Here is a 21,665-nt window from a genome sequence, read left to right on the forward strand (position 1 = left end):
ATTTTGATTCATTTTTTCTGTTGAACTTCCTTATCAATTCAATAGAAAATAAAAAACTACATAAAACACTTAAAAACAACAAATTAAACATCAAATTCAGATGTTTTACAAAAAAAAGTTACTTTTATTTAAAATAAACTGTCACAATTTAAAAAGTAAATTGTCTCTAGTATAGAATGATTTCTTTGGAGTCTAAAAAAACACATATCAACCAACTAATCGAACGCTGTAAGAAAAACGATAGCACTGCTCAAATGCAGGTGTACGATGCATATTATAAAGCAATGTACAACACCGCTTATCGTATTTTGAAAGATGAGTTTGAAGCTGAAGATTTAATTCAAGAAGCTTTTTTAACCGCTTTTTCAAAGTTACATACTTTTAAAGGTGAAGTTACTTTTGGTGCTTGGCTAAAAAAGATTGTGATTAATAAGAGTTTAACTCAATTAAAAAAGAATATTCGTTACGATGAAGTAAAAATGGAAGTAGTATCTAATTATGAGATAGAAGATACTGCTATAGATTATAGTTCTTTAAACGTTAAACAAGTACTAGAAAGTTTACAAAGTTTAAAAAGTAATTATCGGATTATCCTTACTTTAAATTTGATTGAAGGGTATGATTATGAAGAAATTTCTCAAATAATGAAGTACACCAATGAAAATGTGCGTACAACAATATCGAGAGCTAAAAAGAAATTAAAGCAAGTTTTACTTGCCAATACTAATAAAACACAAGTGTATGGAGGATAAATTACATCAATTTTTTGATGAAAATGATTTCGATATTTTCGAACCTCATTCAGGGCATTCGAATCGTTTTCAAAGAAAACTTCAGCAATCTAAAAAAAATAACAAACCAACGCTATTTTGGATGAGTATAGCCGCATCTGTAATATTGGTTTTAGGTTTTTACCTTGGTAGTTATCAACAAAAAAGCGTTTATGATTTAGCTGATGTTTCACCTAAAATGGCAGAAGCGCAAAGCTTTTTTGTGTCAACAATTAATCAAGAATTAAAAGAAATTGAGCAATATAGAAACATTGAAACAGAATCTATTATTGAGAATTCTTTAGATGAAATTGAAGATTTAGAAGATAGATATCAAAATTTAATAAATGAACTATCAAACAATGATAATAAAAGGCAAATTATTCAAAAAATGATTAACAACTACCAACAAAGATTGGAAATCTTAGAAAGACTTTTATTACAATTAGAATTACAAAATAACCCAGCAAAACTAGAACTTAAAGACGATGAAATTATATAAATTACTTTTCTTATTTTTTCTTATTCCAACTGTTATAACTGCAAACAACGATAGGAAACACGAAAAAAGCAAAACTATTAATAAAAACTTTACGGTAAATAAAAACGCTACTTTATACATTAGTAATAAATACGGTAATTTAAATGTTACTACATGGAATGAAAATCGTATTGAAATTAAAGTAAAAATAACTGTCAAAGGTGATGATTTAAGTAATGTAGAGCAGAAATTAGAGTCTATTGATGTTCTTTTTGAAGCTACTGAAAACTTAGTCGAAGCTCGTACTAAGGTTGAAAACACCAAATCTAAATGGTCTTGGTGGGGTAAAAACAACACCAACTACAAGATAAATTACTTTGTAAAAATGCCAATAAGCAACAATGCTGATTTAAATAACAAATATGGAAATATTGAATTATCTAGCTTAGAAGGCAAAGCCAACTTAAACTGCGACTATGGTAATATAGAGGTAGATAGACTTTTAAACGATACAAACTCTATTAGTTTAGACTATTGTGGAAATTCAGAAATCAATTACATAAAATCTGGTATTGTAAGTGCCGATTATTCAAAATTACGAGTTGAAAAAACTGAAAATTTGAAAGTTAGCGCTGATTATTCATCTATAAAAGTTGGTGAAGCAGAAAACCTTAAATTCAATAGTGATTACGGAAGTATTTCAGCTAGAAAAGTTACTACTATTTCTGGTGGTACTGATTATGCTGCTGTAAAAATCGGAGACTTAAAAAAGCTCTTACAAATTAATACCGACTATGGAAGTATTAGAGTTCAGAATATAATGAAAGGCTTTGAGAGCGTTACAATTCATGGAAGCTATGCAGGTATCAAACTAGGAACTAGCAGTGACAATAACTTTAAATTTAATATTGATTTAGGTTACGCCGGATTCAACTACCCTAAAAGCAAAGTAGACATGTTTAAAAACGTTAAAAAAACAACTAAAAAATATTACGAAGGTACTTTTGGTAAAGGAAGCTCTAATTCAGTTATCAATGTAAAATCTAGATACGGAGGTGTCTCTTTAAAACTTAACGACTAATTTTCTTTCGTTCGATCATAGAGACACAAATCAAGTAACGAGCTACATAATACATAGTTGTATAAACAATTACGTAAATTATATTATAGTCTAAGAATTTATTAAAAGCTATTAAAACATCTGCGGTTACAATAAGTAAAACACCAAATAAAAAGAATTTACTTCTTTTATTCATTTCATTTAAATAATTGAAAAAAGATAAACCTATTATTATTGCAGATGTGATACCTAGTAATATAAACGAAACAGAAATTTCTTGAAGATATGGTTTTAACAACACAAAAATAGTTGTAAACAATAGCAAGCTAGGAATTACATAAATTAATAACATTTTGGGTTTTGTTTTAAACAATGCTCTTCTAGATAAAATAATATATAAAAATCGATTGGCTAATAGTAAATAAATACCAAGCATCATAAAAGCATCATCAAAAATTAGAAATGTATCGGATGCTATGGAATTCATTAAAATTAATAAATAGAAATAATTAATTTTTTTTGAAGAGCTTAAATACAAAAACGACAAAAACATTAATGAGAAAATTTTAATAATCATCTCAGTAATTGAATTGCCCGTATCAATAAAGAACAAAGAGACAATACATGCTAAAAAATAAGCGACACTATATAAATTGATTTTTTGGGGCATATAAAACTTAAATATAACCAATTTTAACTTTAAAATACACAAAATGAAAAAACAACTTATTACAACTCTTATAATTTTACTTTCACTTAACATTAACGCACAAAGTTGGTGGAATTCTAAAAAAATAAAAGGTAACGGAAACGTAGTTACTAAAACAAGATCTATCGGCTCTTTTGACAGAGTAAACGTTGGTGGTTCTTTTGACGTTAATTTAGTAGCTGGAACTGAAGGAGAAATAACTATTAAAGGAGAATCTAATATTATTCCTTATATAGAAACTGAGGTAAAAGGTGGTAAATTAAAAATCCAATTTAAAGAAAACACAAATATTAGAACTACAAAAAAATTAATAGTAACTGTTCCATTTGAAAGAATTAGAGCTGTTTCATTAGGTGGTTCTGGTAATGTACGAGTACAAAAAAGAATGAAAGCTGATGATACTTCTTTTAACATTGGTGGTTCTGGAAACATCTCGGCTGATGTTGATGCGAATACTGTAAAAGCTTCTATTGGAGGTTCTGGAAATATTAAATTAAAAGGTAAAACAGATAACTTTAAATGTTCTATTGCTGGGTCTGGAAGTGTAAAAGCTTACGATTTAGATGCGAATACTTTAAAAGCTAGTATTGCTGGGTCTGGAAGTGTACAAACTAGTGTAAGCTCTAAAATTAAGGCTAGTGTTGTAGGATCTGGTAGTGTTTACTATAAAGGAAGTCCTAAAATTGACAGCAATTCTATTGGTTCTGGTGATGTTATTGACAGAAACTAATACATTGACTTTATTATAATTTAAAAAACCTCATAGAGATTATTTCTATGAGGTTTTTATATAATGTAGAAAAATGTTAGTTTTTTTGTTCTAATAGTTTTTCTAATTTTTCTAGTCGGTCAGACAATCCTTGTAGTTTTTTCAATTCTTTTTCTTGCTCTTTAATTTTCTTTTCTTGTTGAATGGTATATAAAGTTAGCTCTTCTATTTTCTCTAATAATTTACCATTCATTTCCCCTAAATGAATACCATTTTTAAGCACTTCTTTTGCAGATGGTATATTTTTTAAGTGTCCTTTTTCTTTGATATGCTTTTCTACTTCTTCTATTGTTGGTAAGTTATAATCTTTTTCAAATACAAAATCATACCAACCTGTAGCCTGTACCTTAATTTCCCTTGCACCTATAGAACCTTCTACTGCTAACTTATGAATTCCTGTTTCCTCTGTTCCTATTCCTACATTACCATTAGAGTTAATAACAAATCTTCGTGTTCCAGCTAAAGAAATTTCTAATCCATCATTACTAAATCCTGAAATATACGGGTTAATATCAACATGATTTCCTCCTGTAAACCCTGTATTTAACCTTAACGCATTAACTCCAGGACCACCACTTTCTACATAAATTTCTTGTTTTGCTCCTGGTGTCTTTGTTCCTATTCCTACTTTATCTCCTTGTATTCTCATAACCTCATCTGCTTCTTTCTGTACATTACTTGTAGATGTAAAAAAAGCTAAAGCATTAGCAGTAGTCCATCTTCCTGCAATAGCTTTAATTGCTGATTGACTATAATTCGTACCGTCAGGACTCGAATGAAATTTAAGAGCCCCTATAACTTCGTTTTCTGGAGTCCCATGAGATTTGATTACAATACTTCCGTCTCTTTCTGAACCATTATTAAGATATAACAAAGAGTTATCTAAACCATCAGTATTTGTTCCTACACTACCTTTTACAATAGACAATAATGATTTTGGTGTATTTGTTCCTATACCGACATATCCCCCAAACTTTGCATTTCCATTTTTAAAATCATGGTCTCCTCCTGAAGAAATTTCATATTTCGTGGTGGCTATAGATTCTAAATTTGTTGATGTTTTAAACCTTAAACTAAACTCAGGTCCAGATGCTGCATGTATTCCAGAAAAAGCTTCTATCTCTGCGCCAACTCTTACTCCTGGTGCAGTAGCATCTAGTGTTTTCCATTGAAAACTTCCTAAAGACACATTATCCCACGATCCATTATCTAAAGATCTATTATCTGTTAAAACCATATTGGGATTTGCTTTCTCTACGCTCAAACCACCTCCTATTTTAATATTTCCTGTCGCGTCAATATCACTTATAAATAACTTTTTAAACCTATTATTTTGCTTACCTAAATCCCATTCATTATTGTTTTGTCCGTAAATTGATTTCAATGCTGATATATGAAACCTAGTAGTATAATCTAATCCCTCTGAGTCTTCTGCTGTAAAAGTTAGAGAGTTGGTGTTTCCTCCTCCTGAAAGAGTTATATCCCAAGTATTATTGAAACTATTCTCTAACCTCTTTAGTTGTAAATGATTCCTAAAAGCTGAATTCTCTACAATTGTTTTACCAGTAAACAAACCTCCTCCTGAACTTACATTAAAATTAATTTTAGACGTTCCTCCAGCATCCCTAAAACTAAAATTTTGATTTCCGAATGCTCTAATATAACTACCTGTATTACTAGCTGCCAAAAACAACGTATTTCCAATTCCGTCTGTTGACTTTATAATTCCTTTTACATCTAAAGGAGTTTGAGGAGACGTTGTTCCTATACCCACTTTACCTGTTTTATTTACTAATGAAACATTCCCATCTTTATGAACTAACAATGGCATACTTCCCATTGAATACACATAAAAATCACCTTCTTTTGCTCCCTTTTCTATTATATCTTCGTGAGCGACACCTACCCTAACTAATCCATCTAAACTAGGCGTTTGAAATCTAATTTCTGGATATTGAGATGATATTATTTTTAAATATCTTCTTACACTTAAATTTCCTATATAAGTATTTCCATTTACATCTAATTTAGCTTTTGGTTGTGTAGTACCTATTCCTACATTTCCATTACTAGATGTTTCAACTTGCCCTCGTATTCCTAAAACAAACCCTAGAATAGCTATAACAGCTATTTTCACTTTTTTCATAAAATAAATTTAAATTATACAGAAATAAAAATGCAAAGTAATTGTGCAGTCATTCATAGCAATTTTATTTCTTTTTCAATGCAAATGTACATTATAAAAACAAAAAAGAGTTCTTATTTAGAACTCTCTTTGTGATAAAACAATTATTACTTATTTACTTTTTAATAGTTTTTCTAACTTAGACAACCTATCAGATAAATCTTTTAATGATTTTAATTGTTCTTCTTGTTTTTTAATCTTTTCTTCTTGCATATTCATTTTTTTCTCTTGCTCATTAATTTTCTTTTCTTGTTGAATTGTATACAAGGTTAACTCTTCTATTTTCTGTAATAATTTACCATTCATTTCTCCTAAATGAATACCATTTTCAAGCACTTCTTTTGCTGAAGGAATATCTTTTAAATGTCCTTTTTCTTTAATATGGTTTTCTACTTCTTTTATAGTTGGTAAGTTATATTCTTTTTCAAACACAAAATCATACCAACCTATTAAATCTACCTTTACCTCTTTCGTATGTATTTTACCGTTTACAGCTAATTTTGAATCTGGTGTTGTTGTTCCTATTCCTACGTTTCCATCTCCTCTTACAGTTAATGTTTCTGTTCCATTTTGTTTTCTCAATAACAATATATGATCACTTGAGTCTTCCCCTGCAGTAACGACCAAACCACTATTAGTAGCTCCTACTCCTGTATTTTCAAACCATCCTGCCCAACCTGATTTGTTTGCAACACTTTTAAAATCTCCAGTTAATGTTAGCTTAGAAGTTGGCGAAATAGTACCCATTCCTATTTTTCCATCAGACTGAATATAGAAACCATTTGTAACGCTATTTACATTTAATAACACGTCTCCTTTTCCATTTTGCCAAAACTCTGCTCCATTACCTGAATTATAAGAACCTGATAATTTAATTAAAGGAGAACCTGGTGATTTTACTCTTAACTGTTTATAATCATCAGCATTACTAACAATATCCATTATATACTCAGGGTTTGATGTTCCAATTCCAACATTACCTTTAGAAGAAATAGTCATTCGTTCTTTTACATCTTCTAATGCATTTGTGTTATAATCTTGAAGTGAAAAAACCATTTTTGGATTTACATAACCAGGATTTGAGTTTGTATTTTCAATTCTAATACTCCCTGAATAAAAATCAGATTTAGCTTCTCCAAAAATTATCTCAGCTTTGTCTCCTTTTGCTCTTGTATTACCTGATTTTAAAATTTTAATCTCGTTTTTTACCGTTAATTGTTTATCAGGTGTTGTTGTACCTATACCCACATATCCTGAACCGTTAGGATCACTTGCTCCACTTATATACATGTTTACATGATCTTTTGTTGAAGGGTTTAACGTAGCTGTAGAAAAACCAATACCATAATAATTCGATATAAACGATTTTGAATTTTGAGTTCCACCTACATCAGGTATTACCTTCTCTTGGAAAACCACTGTGTTACCTGAACTCATCACGAACTTATTATTATAGTCATGATTTGCTTTTATTTTAAGTTCATAATTTCCTGTTGCATCATTAGTACTTAATTTTAATCCACCATTTTTTATTTCTAATTTTTCAGAAGGAGTAATTGTTCCAATACCTATATTACCTCCATTTAAAATAGATAAATTTTCAATATCTCCTCCATCCATAAAGGACAATCTATCGGTAGTTAAGGTTTTATTATAAACTACACTAAATCCATTTTTTCTTTCCGCCACTCCTGCAAAAAACTTTAAACTTGATTTTCCCATCGTATTCTTATTTAAAGTACCTATTGCTATTGTTGGGTTATTTCCACTATCTACATGTAATAAATAATTTGGAGTTATAGTTCCTATACCAAAATAACCTGCATTATTCATGGCTATTTGCTCTGTACCACTATTCCCAAAAGAAATTCCATCTGTATAAGAGGTTAAAAATAGTTTTCTTCCTACCGATTCTATTCTATTTTTAGAGCCATCCCATTGGCCTAATTCAATTGAACTTGTGTTCTCTTTAACTTTAAATCGAGTATTTACCTCATCGTTTTGCGCTTTAATATTAGCACATAACATTAATAACAAAACTCCTAGTATTGTTTTTTTCATTATTATAAATTTATTTTTTTTTTATTATTGAAGAAATAAAAAATGCAAAGTAATTGTGTAGTCATTCATAGCAGTTTTATTTCTTTTTCAATGCAAATGTACACTATAAAAACAAAAAAGAGTTCTTATTTAGAACTCTCTTTATTACAAACCAATTATTGCTTATTTACTTTTTAATAGCTTTTCTAGCTTATACAACCTATCAGACAAATCTTTTAACGATTTTAATTGCTCTTCTTGTTTTTTAATCTTTTTCTCTTGCTCTTTAATTTTCTTCTCTTGTTGAATAGTATACAAAGTTAGCTCTTCTATTTTCTGTAATAATTTACCGTTCATTTCACCTAAATGAATACCATTTTCAAGCACTTCTTTTTCTGAAGGAATGTCTTTTAAATGCCCTTTTTCTTTGATATGGTTTTCCACTTCTTCTATTGTTGGTAAGTTATAGTCTTTTTCAAACACAAAATCATACCAACCTGTAGCCTGTACTTTAATTTCTCTTGCACCTATTGAACCCTCTACAGCTAATTTATGAATTCCTGTAGTTGTTGTTCCTATCCCTACATTACCATTACTTTTAATCATCACCTTTGCTGAATTATTTGTCATAATTCCGAAATCGTGATTAGAAACTGTACCTACTCTAGCATTTCCTCCTGTGTGAGCCCATAAAGATGTTTTTACACCTGTATTTCTCTCCTCTATTAATATTCTAGAATGCACATTATCATCTATATTAATCGTTTGTCCCCATGATGTTGGATTTTCAAACACTTCATCTCCAACATATAAATGACCTCCATTAATATCTAACTTTGCAGAAGGTGTTGTAGTTCCAATTCCTACATTACCATTATAATCAACTCTCATTCTTTCCAAAGGAGCTGCTGACCCAGAACTTAACTCTTTTGTTGAAAACGTAATCGCACCTCCTCTATCTGCTGTAGAATGTCCTCTCTCTATAAAAGAGATTCGATTTACTGCATGCGGAGTACTATTTTGATAAGTTCTTCTATAATCAACTATTCCTGTACCAAATCCATTATATCCTACATCTGAATGACTTGTTGTTAGGTACACTAAATCCTTAACGGATGTTCTTGTTCCATCATTATTTTGTTGTATTTGTAAACTTGTTTTAGGAGTAGTTGTACCTATCCCTACAAAACCATCAGAATTAATATTCAATGCATTAATATTATTACCTGATTTTGTTATTACATTAAACATTATATTCTCCTCTAACAACCTCATATAAGAAGCTCCTCTTTCATTACTTATCCTTGTTAAATATGGTGAAGTTGATAAATTAATTACATTATTTCCTATACCTACTCCTGAATAAGTCAAACCTGGTTCACTTGCCCATAACATCAAATCAGCATAACGCGTTTCTATACCTCCCCCTACTGAATGTAATAAAAGCCTAGTATTTGAATGATTACCTTTTACATGCATTAAATGTTGTGGTGTGGAGATACCAACACCAGCAAAACCAGTTGCTTCTAATTTATTTTGAGCATTTACAATTAAACCTGTTAGCACTAAGCTAATTGATAGAATTGTCCTTTTCATAATTTATATATTTAGTTTTTAATTATCTATTGTAGAAATAAAGACCTGAAGTTATAATATGATTTTTCATAGCTTTATTTCTTTTTCATTTCAAAAGTACATTTTTCTCATAAAAAAAGCTCCCAAAAAGGGAGCTTTAAATTATATACTAACATCTATTTAGGCTAGAGACGCTAAACTCGATTTAATCGTTTCAATCTTAGCTAATGTATCCGATTCTTTTTTACGTTCTAATGCAATTACTTGTTCTGGTGCATTACTTACAAAACGTTCATTTGATAACTTCTTTTGAATTCCAAATAAGAAACCTTCTGCTCTTTTTAATTCTGCATTTAATTTCTTTGTTTCTGCTTCTACATCAATATTTTCAACAGAAATAGGAACAAAATATTCATTAGACTTTACTCTAAACGAAGCTCCTTCTACCTTTTCTGACACATAATTAATTACTGATGCATTTGTTAACTTCTGAATAACTACATCAAAATCATTACCAACATTCTCATTATTTACTACAAATAACTCAACTGCTTCTTTAAACGAAATATTTTTATCTTTTCTAATTGTTCTAATACCTGAAACAACATCTGTAGCAAATTCAAACTGATTGATAATTTCTGTATCTACCTTTTTAATCTCTGGATATTTAGCTATAATTAAAGCTTCCTCTGGTGTTCTTTCTGTAATGTGCTGCCAAACTTCTTCTGATAAGAAAGGCATAAACGGATGTAATACCTTTAAGTTATCTTCAAAAATAGCAATTACTGCATCAAACGTTTTCTTATCTATTGGTTGTTGATATCCTGGTTTAACAGTTTCTAATAACCATGAAGAAAAGTCGTCCATGATTAATTTATAAATCGCCATTAAGGCATCTGATAAACGATATTTTGAAAAATGGTCTTCTATTTCAGCTAATACTGTTTGAAACTTCGCATTATACCATTCTAATCCAATTTTTGCAGCTTCTGGTTGCTCAATACTTGCATCAACTTCCCAACCTTTTACTAAACGGAAAGCATTCCAAATTTTATTTGCAAACCCTTTTCCTTGTTGACATAAATCTTCATCAAACATTAAGTCATTTCCTGCAGCAGAACTTAATAATAATCCTACACGAACTCCATCAGCTCCGTAATCATCTATTAACTTTAATGCATCTGGTGAATTCCCTAACGATTTAGACATTTTTCTACGTTGTTTATCACGTACTAAACCTGTTAAGTATACATTTTCAAATGGACGTTCATCCTTGTACTCGTATCCAGCAATAATCATACGTGCTACCCAGAAAAATAAAATATCTGGCCCCGTTACTAGATCGTTTGTAGGATAATAATATTTGATTTCCTCATTCTCTGGATTACGAATTCCATCAAAAACAGACATTGGCCATAACCAAGAAGAGAACCAAGTATCTAATGCATCTTCATCTTGACGTAAATCTGCTACTGACAATGAGCTATTACCTGTTTTTTCTTGAGCCAATTTAACTGCAGCATCTATATTTTCAGCTACTACAAAATCTTCTTTTCCATCTCCGTAGTAAAATGCAGGAATTTGTTGTCCCCACCATAATTGACGAGAAATATTCCAATCACGAATATTTTCCATCCAGTGACGGTAAGTATTCTCAAACTTTCTTGGAAATAATTTCACTTCTCTATCTTCACCTAAAACTGCATCGATAGCTGGTTTAACTAACTCTTCCATTTTTAGGAACCATTGATCTGATAATCTTGGCTCAATTACGGCTTTAGTTCTTTCTGATGTTCCTACTTTATTTGTATGAACTTCTGTTTTTACTAATATTCCTTTTTCTTCTAATTCTTTTGCTATTTCTTTACGAACCACAAAACGGTCTTTTCCTTCGTAGTGTAAACCAAATGAGTTTAGTGATGCGTCTTCATTAAAAATATCTACAACTTCTAATTGATGTTTATCTCCAAGAACTTTATCATTCTCGTCGTGCGCTGGAGTTACTTTTAAACATCCAGTACCAAACTCAACATCAACATATTCATCTTCTATAATAGGAATTACTCTATTACAAATAGGTACAATTGCTTTCTTACCTTTTAAGTGTGTAAAACGTTCATCATTTGGATTGATACAAATTGCAGTATCTCCAAAAATAGTTTCAGGACGTGTGGTTGCAATAGTTAACTTATCTTCAGAACCTTCTATTTTATACTCTAAATAATACAGATTTCCTTGTTTCTCTACATGAATTACTTCTTCATCAGATAAAGTTGTTTTTGCTTCAGGATCCCAGTTTACCATTCTATATCCACGGTAAATCAATCCTTTATTATATAAATCAACAAATACTTTTATTACTGATTCAGACAACGCTGGATCCATAGTAAAAGCTGTACGTTCCCAATCACAAGAAGCTCCTAACTTTTTTAATTGCTCTAAAATTATCCCACCATATTCGTGTTTCCATTCCCAAGCATGCGCTAAAAACTCTTCTCTTGTTAAATCGTTTTTATCAATTCCTTGTTCTTTTAACTTCGCCACTACTTTTGCTTCAGTAGCTATCGACGCGTGATCTGTTCCAGGAACCCAACATGCATTTTTACCTTGTAAACGCGCACGACGAATTAACACATCTTGAATTGTATTATTCAACATATGTCCCATATGTAATACTCCAGTTACATTCGGTGGCGGTATTACAATTGTATATGGTTCTCTTTCATCTACTTCAGAATGAAAATAATTGTGTTTCATCCAGTAATCGTACCACTTTCCTTCTACCTCTTTTGAATTATATTTTGATGGAATATTCATATATTTTTATATCTTTATAACCAATTATTGTCTAAGACTTAAATTTTGGCATTATTTTTGAAATTTCGAAAGCAAAAATACAACTATCTCTGAGGTACAGAAAATAAGATGTTGTTTTTTTGGAACTAAAAAAATAATACTAAATTTGTAACGGTTTAAATTAAACCCCTTAATTAATTTCTAAATTATGAAAACAATTTTATCATTCCTAGCTGTTTGTTTTATTACGTTAACAGTAAATGCTCAAGAATTTAAATTTGAAACTGAAACTATTAACTACGGTAAAGTAGCTATTGGATCTGAAGGTAAGCGTACATTTGAATTTACTAATGTTGGTGACGCTCCTTTAATTATTAAAGATATTAAGTCTACTTGTGGATGTACAGTTCCTAAAAAACCTGAAGCTCCAATTATGCCAGGACAAAAAGGACAAATTGAAGTTTCTTACGATACTAACAGACCAGGTGGTTTTTCTAAAGCTATTACTGTAATTTCTAACGCTAAGAAATCTAGAACAATGCTTAAAATTAAAGGATTTGTTTCTAAAAAAGCAGCTCCAGCTAAAGAAAAAAGTATGATGAATGATAGTGAATAATTAATTTCACATTTATATAAAAAAAACATCACCAAAATTGGTGATGTTTTTTTTATATCCTTTTTTCTAATCTAAACTCAAATTTAAAATCTTCAATCCCTCTCTTTATTTTCATTCTTATTTTTCTATTGGGCTTAGTTTGAAATAAACTGATAATTTCTTCTAAGCTAAATTGATGAGCTGGTTTATTATTTATATTCAATATAATATCGTTAACCTTAATACCAGCTTTATCGGCAGGTGAACCTTCAACAATTTTATCAATTTTGTACTTCGGTTTAAATCTATAATGATATGTATTTACAAATGAAATTATATTGTTTGTATTTTGAATTCCTTCACTACGTGAATCCAATAATCTTGTCACTGCTTTTTCCCTTATCAATTCCTGTCCATCGTAAATTACATGTATTCCACTCATATTATAGTAAAATCCATCTCTTAACGAAGCATTCTTTTTTAGAGTAATAGTCTTATTAGGATAATCAATCCAAACCTTAAAACGTTTCAATATATTACCTCCAATACTACCGTTTCTCTGTTTAAATTGACGAGCATTAAAAGTTGATGTTGAATCTAAAAAAGAAACTGTTGGCTCCTTCAATTTAAATCTTCCAATAGACACATGAGGAATTTTACTTCTATTTCCATAAATAGTTCCACTTATACCTTCCCCCATAATATCTTCAAAATGTTTTATAGGTGTTTTTATAATTTCTTTTGTGTCTTCAAACAACCACATTGCATCACTCCCTCCTGTATCTACTAATAACTTCAAAGGGGTCTCTACATTATTTATAGTATCGATTCTAGCTTTTACATCTATATAAGGTTTATTTCTATAAAATTGTAAAGGAAAAACTTCACACTTTCTACATTTAGACTTTTTATATTTTTGAGGATTATAAAAAACTATTCGTTTACTACTATAATTCACCCTAACAATAACATCTTTAAGCAAATCATAACCTATAATACCATGAATTGTAACTCCCATTTTAGCTGAAAGGTTAAATGCATCTTTTAAAATAACATATAGCTCTTGATTTGAACCAGATATATTTTTTACTCTAAAGTTATTACCTTTAGACAATAATGCTTCTATAGGCTCACCATCTCCTAAACCTCTAATAAAAACTTTTTCAATATTATTTAATCCTATACTATCGTTCTTTGTTAAATTAAATAGAATAGTTTTATTGACACCTGTATCTAATATGAAAGACAGTTTATTTCCATTAATTTCTAATGGAATTACAATTAAATTATTTATCAATCTAAACGTTAACTCTTGTTTATCAGTTTTTTTTCCTAAAAAACGGAATTTTTTTTGGGAATAAATTGATAAACATAAAAAGAAAGTAATAATGTAAAGTAATCGTTTTTTCAAAAGGGAAAGTTTTAAGGATAATTTTAAATATACAACCTTCATTTTATATTTTCATTTTTTTAAGATTTTTTTAACCTCTCATTTTCATAAAAAACAAGTTAATTTTATCAAATATATTTCGCAAATTTGCCAAACAAATAACTAATTCTATTTACAATGCCATCTATTTCTATAAAAGGAAATTCTATGCCACAATCGCCAATTCGTAAATTGGTGCCTTATGCTGAAGCTGCTAAAAAGAACGGAACTAAAGTTTATCACTTAAACATTGGTCAGCCAGATATTAAAACTCCTCAAGTTGCACTTGACGCTGTTAAAAACAATGCTATTGAGGTATTATCTTATGCTCGTTCTGAAGGTTCTGAAGAATACAGAACAAAATTAGCTAGTTATTACGCTAAAAATGATATTCATGTAAATGCTAATAACATTATTGCTACAACAGGTGGTTCTGAAGCTTTATTATTTACTATTGGTAGTATTACTGACCCAGGAGATGAAATTATTATTCCTGAGCCTTTTTATGCTAACTACAATGGTTTTTCAACTGCATCTGGAGTAAAAGTAGTTCCAGTAATTTCTAAAATTGAAGATAACTTTGCTTTACCTGCAATTGAAGATTTTGAAAAACTTATTACTTCAAAAACTAAAGCTATTTTAATTTGTAACCCAGGAAATCCAACTGGATATTTATATAGTGAAGAAGAAATTGAAAAATTAAAGCAAATAGTTTTAAAACACGATTTATTTTTAATTGCTGATGAAGTTTACCGTGAGTTTACTTATGATGGTGAAAAGCACAACTCAGTAATGACTTTAGAAGGTTTAGAGCAAAATGCTATCATGATAGATTCTGTTTCTAAACGTTATAGTATGTGTGGAGCTAGAATTGGTTGTATTGTTTCTAAAAATGAAGAATTTATTAATACAGCTATTAAGTTTGCACAAGCTCGTTTAAGCCCTCCTACTTACGCTTTATTAGCTAGTGAAGCTGCTTTAGATACTCCTCAAAGTTATTTTGATGAAGTTATTGAAGAGTATGAAGATCGTAGAAATACTTTAATTTCTGAACTACAAAAAATTGAAGGCGTTAAAGTAGCAAATCCTAAAGGTGCTTTTTATTGTGTTGCTGAATTACCTGTTGAAAATGCTGATGATTTTGCTCAATGGATTTTAGAAAAATTCAATCACAATAACGAAACTATTATGGTTGCACCAGCTAGTGGTTTTTACTCTACTAAAGGAGAAGGTAAAAACCAAGTTCGTATTGCATATGTTTTAAACAAAACTGACCTAAAACGTTCAGTTGAAATTCTAAAAATCGCTTTAGAACAATACAATAAATAACATTGAATATTCAAGAAAATATATCATTAAAAAAGTACAATACGTTTGGCATTGATGTTAATGCCAAACGTTTTGTTTCTATTGATTCTCTCTATAGTTTACAACAACTTTTAAAAGAAGAACAAGACTTATTTCTAATTAGTGGTGGTAGTAATATGCTATTAACTAAAGAAATTGAAAAACTGGTAGTTCATTTAAACTTAAAAGGGATTTCTATAGATAGAGAAAATCATAATGATATTTATCTAACTGTAAATGCTGGTGAAAATTGGCATGATTTTGTTCTTTGGTGTGTTTCGCAAGATTATGGTGGTTTAGAAAATCTATCTTTAATACCTGGTAATGTTGGTACCTGCCCTATTCAAAATATAGGAGCTTATGGGGTAGAAGTAAAAGATACGATTACTCGTGTGGAAGCTATAAACATTGAAACAGGAAAGTTAGTAGAATTTTCAAATTCCGAATGTAAGTTTGGTTATAGAAACTCTATTTTTAAAAACGAAGCCAAAGGTAAATACATTATAACTTCTGTGAGTTTTTTACTTACTAAAAACGAACACCAGCTAAACACTTCTTATGGAGCTATTGAAACTGAATTAGCTTCAAAAAATATTACTAGTCCGACTATAAAAGATATTTCAGATGCAGTAATTGCTATTAGACAAAGTAAATTACCAGACCCTAAAGAAATTGGAAATAGTGGTAGTTTTTTTAAAAACCCTGTTATTTCAAAAGAGCACTTTGAAAAACTTCAAAATACATTTCCTAACATACCTAGTTATGTTGTTTCTGATACAGAAATTAAAGTTCCAGCTGGTTGGTTAATAGAACAAAGTGGTTTTAAAGGAAAACGTTTTGGTGATTATGGGGTACATGAAAAACAAGCTTTGGTTTTAGTCAACTACGGAGATGCTACAGGTAAAGAAATTTATGAGTTAGCTCAACAAATTCAAAAAACCATTGAGAATAAGTTTTCTATTGAATTAGAAATAGAAGTAAACGTTATTTAACCTTCTTTTTTTAAGATTTCAATATGACGAATTAGTCTTTCTGTATCTAAGCCTAAAGTACCGTTATAAACACCTCTAATACGTCCTTTTTTATCTATTAGCACAAAATTTTCTGTATGGATAAAAGCATTTTCATCTTGTGTTTTTGCAAAATCTTCATCAGCAAAATATGCTTTTCTAGCTAGGTTATAAATTTGCTCTTTATCGCCAGTTACTAAATTCCACTTATCTGAATTTATATCATTTTCTATTGCATATTTTTTTAATACAGGTACAGAGTCTTTTATTGGCATTACAGTATGTGATAATAGAAGTACATCCTTATCATCTTTAAATTTTTCTTGAAGCTTACTCATATTTTTTTCAAGAATAGGACAAATCCCTGGACAAGACACGAAAAAGAAATCTGCTACATAAATTTTCCCCTTATACAAATTACGGCTGATTCCCTTTCCGTCTTGATTTACCAAATTAAAATCTGGTATAGTATGTATTTTATCATATTTGGATGAGTCTTCTGAAATCCATTCTGGTGTAAATTCTGCCGAATTAAAAAATGGTAGTGTAATTTCTTTATTTATCTTTTTTTCAGTTTTACAAGCTGTTAAACCAAAAGAAAGAAGCATTAAAAAATAGATTACTCTACTTTGACCTATACTACCTATAATTTTATTTGAATGACTCATCTTTAACATTTACTGAATAACACTTTTTTAATCCTATTAACCCAAATCTTTCACCATTTTTGGTTACAAAATTTGCTCTTAACTTCCCATCACCTTGCCACATCTTTTGACTTCCACTCTCTTTACCTTCTTTGTAATTAAAGTCTTTATATAATTGTCCGTTTTTATACCAAATTTTAACATTACCATTATACTCTCCTTTCGTATTGAAGTGATAAATAAATTTTTGATTTCCATTCTCCCACCAAGCTTTATGGATTCCAGACTTTAATCCTTTTTCATAAAATCGTTGCTCAGCTAAACTTCCATTTAAATATTTTTTTAACTCTTCTCCTTCTTTTTTTCCATTCAAATATTGAGCTGAATCATTTGTTTTATTTACTTCATTATAAGAAATTATAGTGCCTGAAAATGGAACTCCTTTATAAAAAAGGACTCCATTTTTCAATTCTATATTATTATTAGGGTATTGAATTTTTAGTGCAATTTTCTCTGGATTTTCTCCACAAGAAAAAAAACTAACACATAACCATATAAAAAATAACTTCTTCAATTATTGTGAAATATTTCCAGGTGTACCATAAAATGCATTTCCATTAATATACGGATCATCAGCGGTAATATGATAATGATAAATTCCATTTGGAAAATCTGCAGTTGCTGAAGTATGCCCATGGTAAATATCTAAATCAGCACTTGTAACTGTTGTTCCATTTTCCTCAGGACCATATACTGGAAAACCATCAGCTAATAATCCTAAAAATGCACTTTTTCCATTTTGAGCTGTAAGAAATAATGGTTCTTGGTGATAATGATATTGACCTGAATTTTGCGGATGCCCTAAATACTGATCAAAAGAATTTATCTCATTTGTCAATGGTTGATTATTTGGCCCAGCATACTGATTATAAAACGCAACTCCATTTATAGCTAATCCCATTGGTCCAAGAGAAGTATTCGTTTTAGTAGATGCTTCTGATGGATTTAACGGTATTTGAAACGTTATATTCTGAGAAGCTATTGTATTAGGATTTTGATTCCAATTTGGATTGGTTCCATTATATGCTTCATAATTTGCATTTCCAACTCCCCAATATGGGCTTTTATGATTAGGTAAGTTATTTGTTGTGAAGGTTACTACATTTCCATTTATAGCATACGTTACTCCAGAAACTCCATCAAACTTGGATAAAATTGGCGTAATATCATACGTTGTTCCTGAAGGATTACTTCCATCACCACCACTTACATCGTCACTTGAACTACATGCATATAATACACTCGTTACTACTAATAATCCTAATAATGCTTTAACTAGTTGATTTAAATTCATTTCTATGGGGTTTTTAGTTTATACAATATACTCATTTCTTCTAAGACCTTCAAAAACTCAAAAAGTTTAAAAATCAATTATTTTTTTTCAAAAAAAATAGATATCATTAATTATGATGTCTATTTTAAACCTTCAATAAAAGTAATACTATTCTTTATTTATCAAGTTTTTATAAATAACTCTTGCTACAATTGCTCCTCCAATTGGTGCTATCCAAAATAACCAAGATTGAATTAAATATTCTCCTCCGACAAACAATGCTTGACTCATAGAGCGTGCTGGATTTACCGATGTATTTGTTATTGGAATACTTATTAAATGAATTAAAGTAAGACCTAAACCAATAGCTATAGGAGCAAAACCTTTTGGAGCTTTCTCACTAGTACTTCCTAAAATGATTAACAAGAAAAACATTGTTAATACAAATTCTGCTACAAAAGCAGCTATTAAATTATACCCCCCAGGAGATAATGTTCCATAACCATTGGCTGCAAAACTTCCTATCGATTCAAAACCTTCTTTATTAGAAACTATTAAAAACAAAAAACTAGCCGCTAAAATAGCTCCCAATAGTTGTGAGGCTATATAAGGAACTAATTCTTTAGAAGAAAATTTTCCTCCAGCCCATAAACCTAATGATACTGCCGGATTAAAATGTCCTCCAGAAATATGTCCCACAGCGTAAGCCATGGTTAAAACTGTTAAACCAAAAGCTAATGCTACTCCTAAAAACCCTATCCCTAAATCTGGAAAATTTGCAGCAAAAATTGCACTACCACAACCTCCAAAAACTAACCAAAATGTTCCGAAAAATTCAGCAAAATATTTTTTCATATGATTGTATAATAAATTAATTGATTACTAATTAGGACACTTAAAAAAATAAAAGTCACAACCTTATAAACTGCACAATAATCCATTTATATAATCTAGGAAGTTTGTATCTTTGCTGCACTAAAATTTTTCAAGAAATGAAATTAGTTTTCGTAACAATTGGGTTATTAGCGCTTGCATTTGCAGGAATTGCTATTAAAATTTGGGCTAAAAAAGATGGTGAATTTGCTGGAACTTGTGCTAGCCAAAATCCTGTATTAAATCAAAGTGGTGAATCTTGTGGTTTTTGCGGTAAAACACCAGACCAATTCGATTCTTGTAGTGAACCACAACACACAAACTAAATTTATTTTATTTATATGATCTTTACTGTAGTTTTCTACATTTTTGTAGCAGTTACGATTATACAAATAATTTATTTTTTAAGTTTTTCTGTTTTTGCTTTTAAAAAAGAAAAAAAAGCAATTTCTAACAATATTCCTATCTCAGTTATCATTTGTGTTAAAAACAAAGCAAATGAGTTAGCAGATTATATTCAAGAGTTTTCTAAACAAAATTATACTGATTTTGAAATTGTTTTAATAAACAATGCTTCTTCTGATGATACACTTGGTGTTATGGAAAATCTTCAACAGGAATATTCTAATATCAAAATTGTAAATGTTGTAAATACTGAAGCTTTTTGGGGAAATCGTAAATATGCTTTAACCCTAGGTATAAAAGCTGCAACTCATGAACATTTATTATTTACAGACATTTCTTGCAAACCAGATTCAGCCTATTGGATTGAGGAAATGAGTTCTAATTTCTCTCAAGAAAAATCAATTATTTTAGGTTATCAAAAAATAAAGCCTAAAAAATTATCTTTCTCAAACCTACTTATTAGATTCGATAATATTTTTAACCATATTTTATCTTTCTCTTTTGCTAAATTTGGAAGTCCTTTTAGCGCTAATATTAAAAACTTAGGATATACTAAAAGTGAATTTTTTAAAGTAAATGGCTTCATTAAACACATGGATAGCTTTTTAGGTGAAGATGATTTATTTATAAAAGATGCTGCCAATAATAAAAACACAGCTATTTCTATAGCTGAAAATAGTCGTGTAACTTCTAATTCTTATATTTCTTTTAAAGATTGGTTTACACAAAAAAGGAAGTTATCTATTATATTTCCTTTGTATAAGTTTAAACATCGTTTTTTCTTAAACCTTTTCAACTTTACGAAAATTATTTTTTTCCCTTTAGCTGTTTATGTACTTATCATAAAATGGAAAATGGCTTTACCAATTGTTTTATTATACTATTTTATACAGTTTTTAATTATTGGGAAATCTGCTTTTAAGCTTCATGATAAAAAAATTCTTTTCTTGTTACCCATACTTGACATTTGTTTAGTATCATTACAAATCATTATATTTATAACAAATACAATTTCTAAACCTACACATTGGAAGTAAATAAAGAAAAAGTTCTTCACCACATTCAGCTTGCTAAGAAAGGAAACCAAATTTCTTTTAATTTTCTATTAGACACTTTCTGGGGAAATGTATACAACTATCAATTATCAAAAATTAAAAATGATAATGATGCGGAAGATATTACCATTCAAACTTTTTCTAAAGCTTTTGATAAAATAAACACCTTTAATGAAGAATATCAATTCAAAACTTGGTTAATTACTATTTCTAAGAATGTATATATTGATTTTCTGCGTAAAAAAAAGTCAACAATTTCAATTGACACTTCTAAAGAACAAGAAGAAGCTGCTTTTCAAGTAGTCGACGATGCTCCTTCTCCTGAAGATAAAATTATTACGGAGCAAAATTTAGCGAAACTTTTAAAGGATATAAAAAAGCTAAAACCGAAATACCAAGAAATAATTAATTTACGTTTTTTTCAAGAGTTAAGCTATAAAGAAATCTCAGAAAAAATAGGAGAACCAATGAATAATGTGAAGGTTAAATTATTGAGAGCTAAAAAATTATTAGCAGAAATAATAAAGAAATCTTAAATTGCCCCAACTTTAGCAATTAAAAAACTAAAGAATTGTATAATTTATTA

At 29.6% G+C, this 21,665-nt stretch carries 20 protein-coding genes; 10 read left to right on the forward strand and 10 right to left on the reverse strand.

Annotation, left to right across the window (positions count from 1 at the left end; genetic code table 11):
• The first annotated feature begins 185 nt into the window (after positions 1-185).
• The 3 genes from MHN29_RS10150 to MHN29_RS10160 are packed head-to-tail and all read left to right on the forward strand — an operon-like array spanning position 186 to position 2,332.
• On the forward strand, positions 186-752 hold the full coding sequence (locus MHN29_RS10150) for an RNA polymerase sigma factor (protein WP_235274706.1): 567 nt from the start codon (positions 186-188) through the stop codon (positions 750-752).
• The gene (locus MHN29_RS10155) at positions 742-1,272 is read left to right on the forward strand and encodes a hypothetical protein (protein ID WP_235274705.1); all 531 of its coding nucleotides are present in this window, start codon (positions 742-744) and stop codon (positions 1,270-1,272) included. Before MHN29_RS10150 ends, MHN29_RS10155 begins: the two co-directional genes overlap by 11 nt.
• Positions 1,259-2,332: a DUF4097 domain-containing protein gene (locus MHN29_RS10160; protein ID WP_235274704.1), complete on the forward strand. Its 1,074-nt coding sequence runs from the start codon at positions 1,259-1,261 to the stop codon at positions 2,330-2,332. Before MHN29_RS10155 ends, MHN29_RS10160 begins: the two co-directional genes overlap by 14 nt.
• Here the strand turns inward: MHN29_RS10160 and MHN29_RS10165 are convergent.
• Positions 2,322-3,074 carry a lysoplasmalogenase family protein gene (locus MHN29_RS10165; protein ID WP_370642798.1) on the reverse strand — a complete coding sequence of 251 codons (753 nt, stop codon included), beginning with the start codon at positions 3,072-3,074 and terminating at the stop codon, positions 2,322-2,324. The genes MHN29_RS10160 and MHN29_RS10165 overlap by 11 nt on opposite strands.
• On the opposite strand from MHN29_RS10165, the gene MHN29_RS10170 reads away from it, so the two are divergent.
• Entirely contained in the window at positions 3,025-3,750 is a 726-nt protein-coding gene (locus MHN29_RS10170; protein WP_235274703.1) for a head GIN domain-containing protein, read from the forward strand. The genes MHN29_RS10165 and MHN29_RS10170 overlap by 50 nt on opposite strands.
• 76 nt (positions 3,751-3,826) lie before the next feature.
• On the opposite strand, the gene MHN29_RS10175 is transcribed toward MHN29_RS10170, so the two are convergent.
• The 4 genes from MHN29_RS10175 to MHN29_RS10190 all read right to left on the reverse strand — a co-directional run bounded on the left by MHN29_RS10175 (position 3,827) and on the right by MHN29_RS10190 (position 12,406).
• Positions 3,827-5,935 carry a hypothetical protein gene (locus MHN29_RS10175; protein WP_235274702.1) on the reverse strand — a complete coding sequence of 703 codons (2,109 nt, stop codon included), beginning with the start codon at positions 5,933-5,935 and terminating at the stop codon, positions 3,827-3,829.
• 150 nt (positions 5,936-6,085) lie between these two features.
• Positions 6,086-8,035 carry a tail fiber protein gene (locus MHN29_RS10180; protein ID WP_235274701.1) on the reverse strand — a complete coding sequence of 650 codons (1,950 nt, stop codon included), beginning with the start codon at positions 8,033-8,035 and terminating at the stop codon, positions 6,086-6,088.
• Between the two features lie 162 nt (positions 8,036-8,197).
• A complete protein-coding gene (locus MHN29_RS10185) occupies positions 8,198-9,610 on the reverse strand; it encodes a hypothetical protein (protein WP_235274700.1) in 1,413 nt (470 codons plus the stop codon).
• A 159-nt stretch (positions 9,611-9,769) separates the two neighbouring features.
• Positions 9,770-12,406: a valine--tRNA ligase gene (locus MHN29_RS10190; RefSeq protein WP_235274699.1), complete on the reverse strand. Its 2,637-nt coding sequence runs from the start codon at positions 12,404-12,406 to the stop codon at positions 9,770-9,772.
• A gap of 187 nt (positions 12,407-12,593) precedes the next feature.
• Here MHN29_RS10190 and MHN29_RS10195 point away from each other — a divergent pair, with 187 nt between their 5' ends.
• Positions 12,594-13,001 (forward strand): DUF1573 domain-containing protein, encoded by a 408-nt coding sequence (locus MHN29_RS10195; protein WP_150899648.1) that lies wholly within the window; start codon positions 12,594-12,596, stop codon positions 12,999-13,001.
• Between the two features lie 52 nt (positions 13,002-13,053).
• On the opposite strand, the gene MHN29_RS10200 is transcribed toward MHN29_RS10195, so the two are convergent.
• Positions 13,054-14,391 (reverse strand): aspartyl protease family protein, encoded by a 1,338-nt coding sequence (locus tag MHN29_RS10200; RefSeq protein WP_235274698.1) that lies wholly within the window; start codon positions 14,389-14,391, stop codon positions 13,054-13,056.
• Between the two features lie 156 nt (positions 14,392-14,547).
• Between MHN29_RS10200 and MHN29_RS10205 the strand changes: the two genes are divergently transcribed.
• Both MHN29_RS10205 and murB read left to right on the forward strand, forming a co-directional pair.
• On the forward strand, positions 14,548-15,738 hold the full coding sequence (locus MHN29_RS10205) for a pyridoxal phosphate-dependent aminotransferase (protein ID WP_150899650.1): 1,191 nt from the start codon (positions 14,548-14,550) through the stop codon (positions 15,736-15,738).
• Between the two features lie 2 nt (positions 15,739-15,740).
• Positions 15,741-16,748 carry a UDP-N-acetylmuramate dehydrogenase gene (gene murB / locus MHN29_RS10210; RefSeq protein ID WP_235274697.1) on the forward strand — a complete coding sequence of 336 codons (1,008 nt, stop codon included), beginning with the start codon at positions 15,741-15,743 and terminating at the stop codon, positions 16,746-16,748.
• Here murB and MHN29_RS10215 read toward each other — a convergent pair.
• The 4 genes from MHN29_RS10215 to aqpZ form a co-directional block, all read right to left on the reverse strand.
• Positions 16,745-17,434 (reverse strand): SCO family protein, encoded by a 690-nt coding sequence (locus MHN29_RS10215; protein WP_235274696.1) that lies wholly within the window; start codon positions 17,432-17,434, stop codon positions 16,745-16,747. The genes murB and MHN29_RS10215 overlap by 4 nt on opposite strands.
• Positions 17,418-17,987: a toxin-antitoxin system YwqK family antitoxin gene (locus tag MHN29_RS10220; RefSeq protein ID WP_235274695.1), complete on the reverse strand. Its 570-nt coding sequence runs from the start codon at positions 17,985-17,987 to the stop codon at positions 17,418-17,420. The genes MHN29_RS10215 and MHN29_RS10220 overlap by 17 nt, the downstream gene beginning before the upstream one ends.
• Entirely contained in the window at positions 17,988-18,767 is a 780-nt protein-coding gene (locus tag MHN29_RS10225; RefSeq protein WP_235274694.1) for a YHYH protein, read from the reverse strand. It lies immediately after the preceding gene.
• 147 nt (positions 18,768-18,914) lie between these two features.
• Positions 18,915-19,601, reverse strand: a complete 687-nt coding sequence (aqpZ, locus tag MHN29_RS10230) for an aquaporin Z (protein WP_235274693.1) — start codon at positions 19,599-19,601, stop codon at positions 18,915-18,917.
• Positions 19,602-19,738: 137 nt separating this feature from the next.
• On the opposite strand from aqpZ, the gene MHN29_RS10235 reads away from it, so the two are divergent.
• From MHN29_RS10235 to MHN29_RS10245, 3 genes are read left to right on the forward strand one after another with little or no spacing between them, the layout of a single operon-like run.
• Positions 19,739-19,945 (forward strand): membrane or secreted protein, encoded by a 207-nt coding sequence (locus MHN29_RS10235; protein ID WP_150899655.1) that lies wholly within the window; start codon positions 19,739-19,741, stop codon positions 19,943-19,945.
• A gap of 15 nt (positions 19,946-19,960) precedes the next feature.
• The gene (locus tag MHN29_RS10240; RefSeq protein ID WP_235274692.1) at positions 19,961-21,061 is read left to right on the forward strand and encodes a glycosyltransferase; all 1,101 of its coding nucleotides are present in this window, start codon (positions 19,961-19,963) and stop codon (positions 21,059-21,061) included.
• On the forward strand, positions 21,052-21,615 hold the full coding sequence (locus tag MHN29_RS10245; RefSeq protein ID WP_235274691.1) for an RNA polymerase sigma factor: 564 nt from the start codon (positions 21,052-21,054) through the stop codon (positions 21,613-21,615). Before MHN29_RS10240 ends, MHN29_RS10245 begins: the two co-directional genes overlap by 10 nt.
• Positions 21,616-21,665 lie beyond the last annotated feature (50 nt).

Source organism: Tenacibaculum sp. Cn5-46, from assembly GCF_022347705.1.
In the GTDB taxonomy this organism is placed as follows: domain Bacteria; phylum Bacteroidota; class Bacteroidia; order Flavobacteriales; family Flavobacteriaceae; genus Polaribacter; species Polaribacter aiptasiae.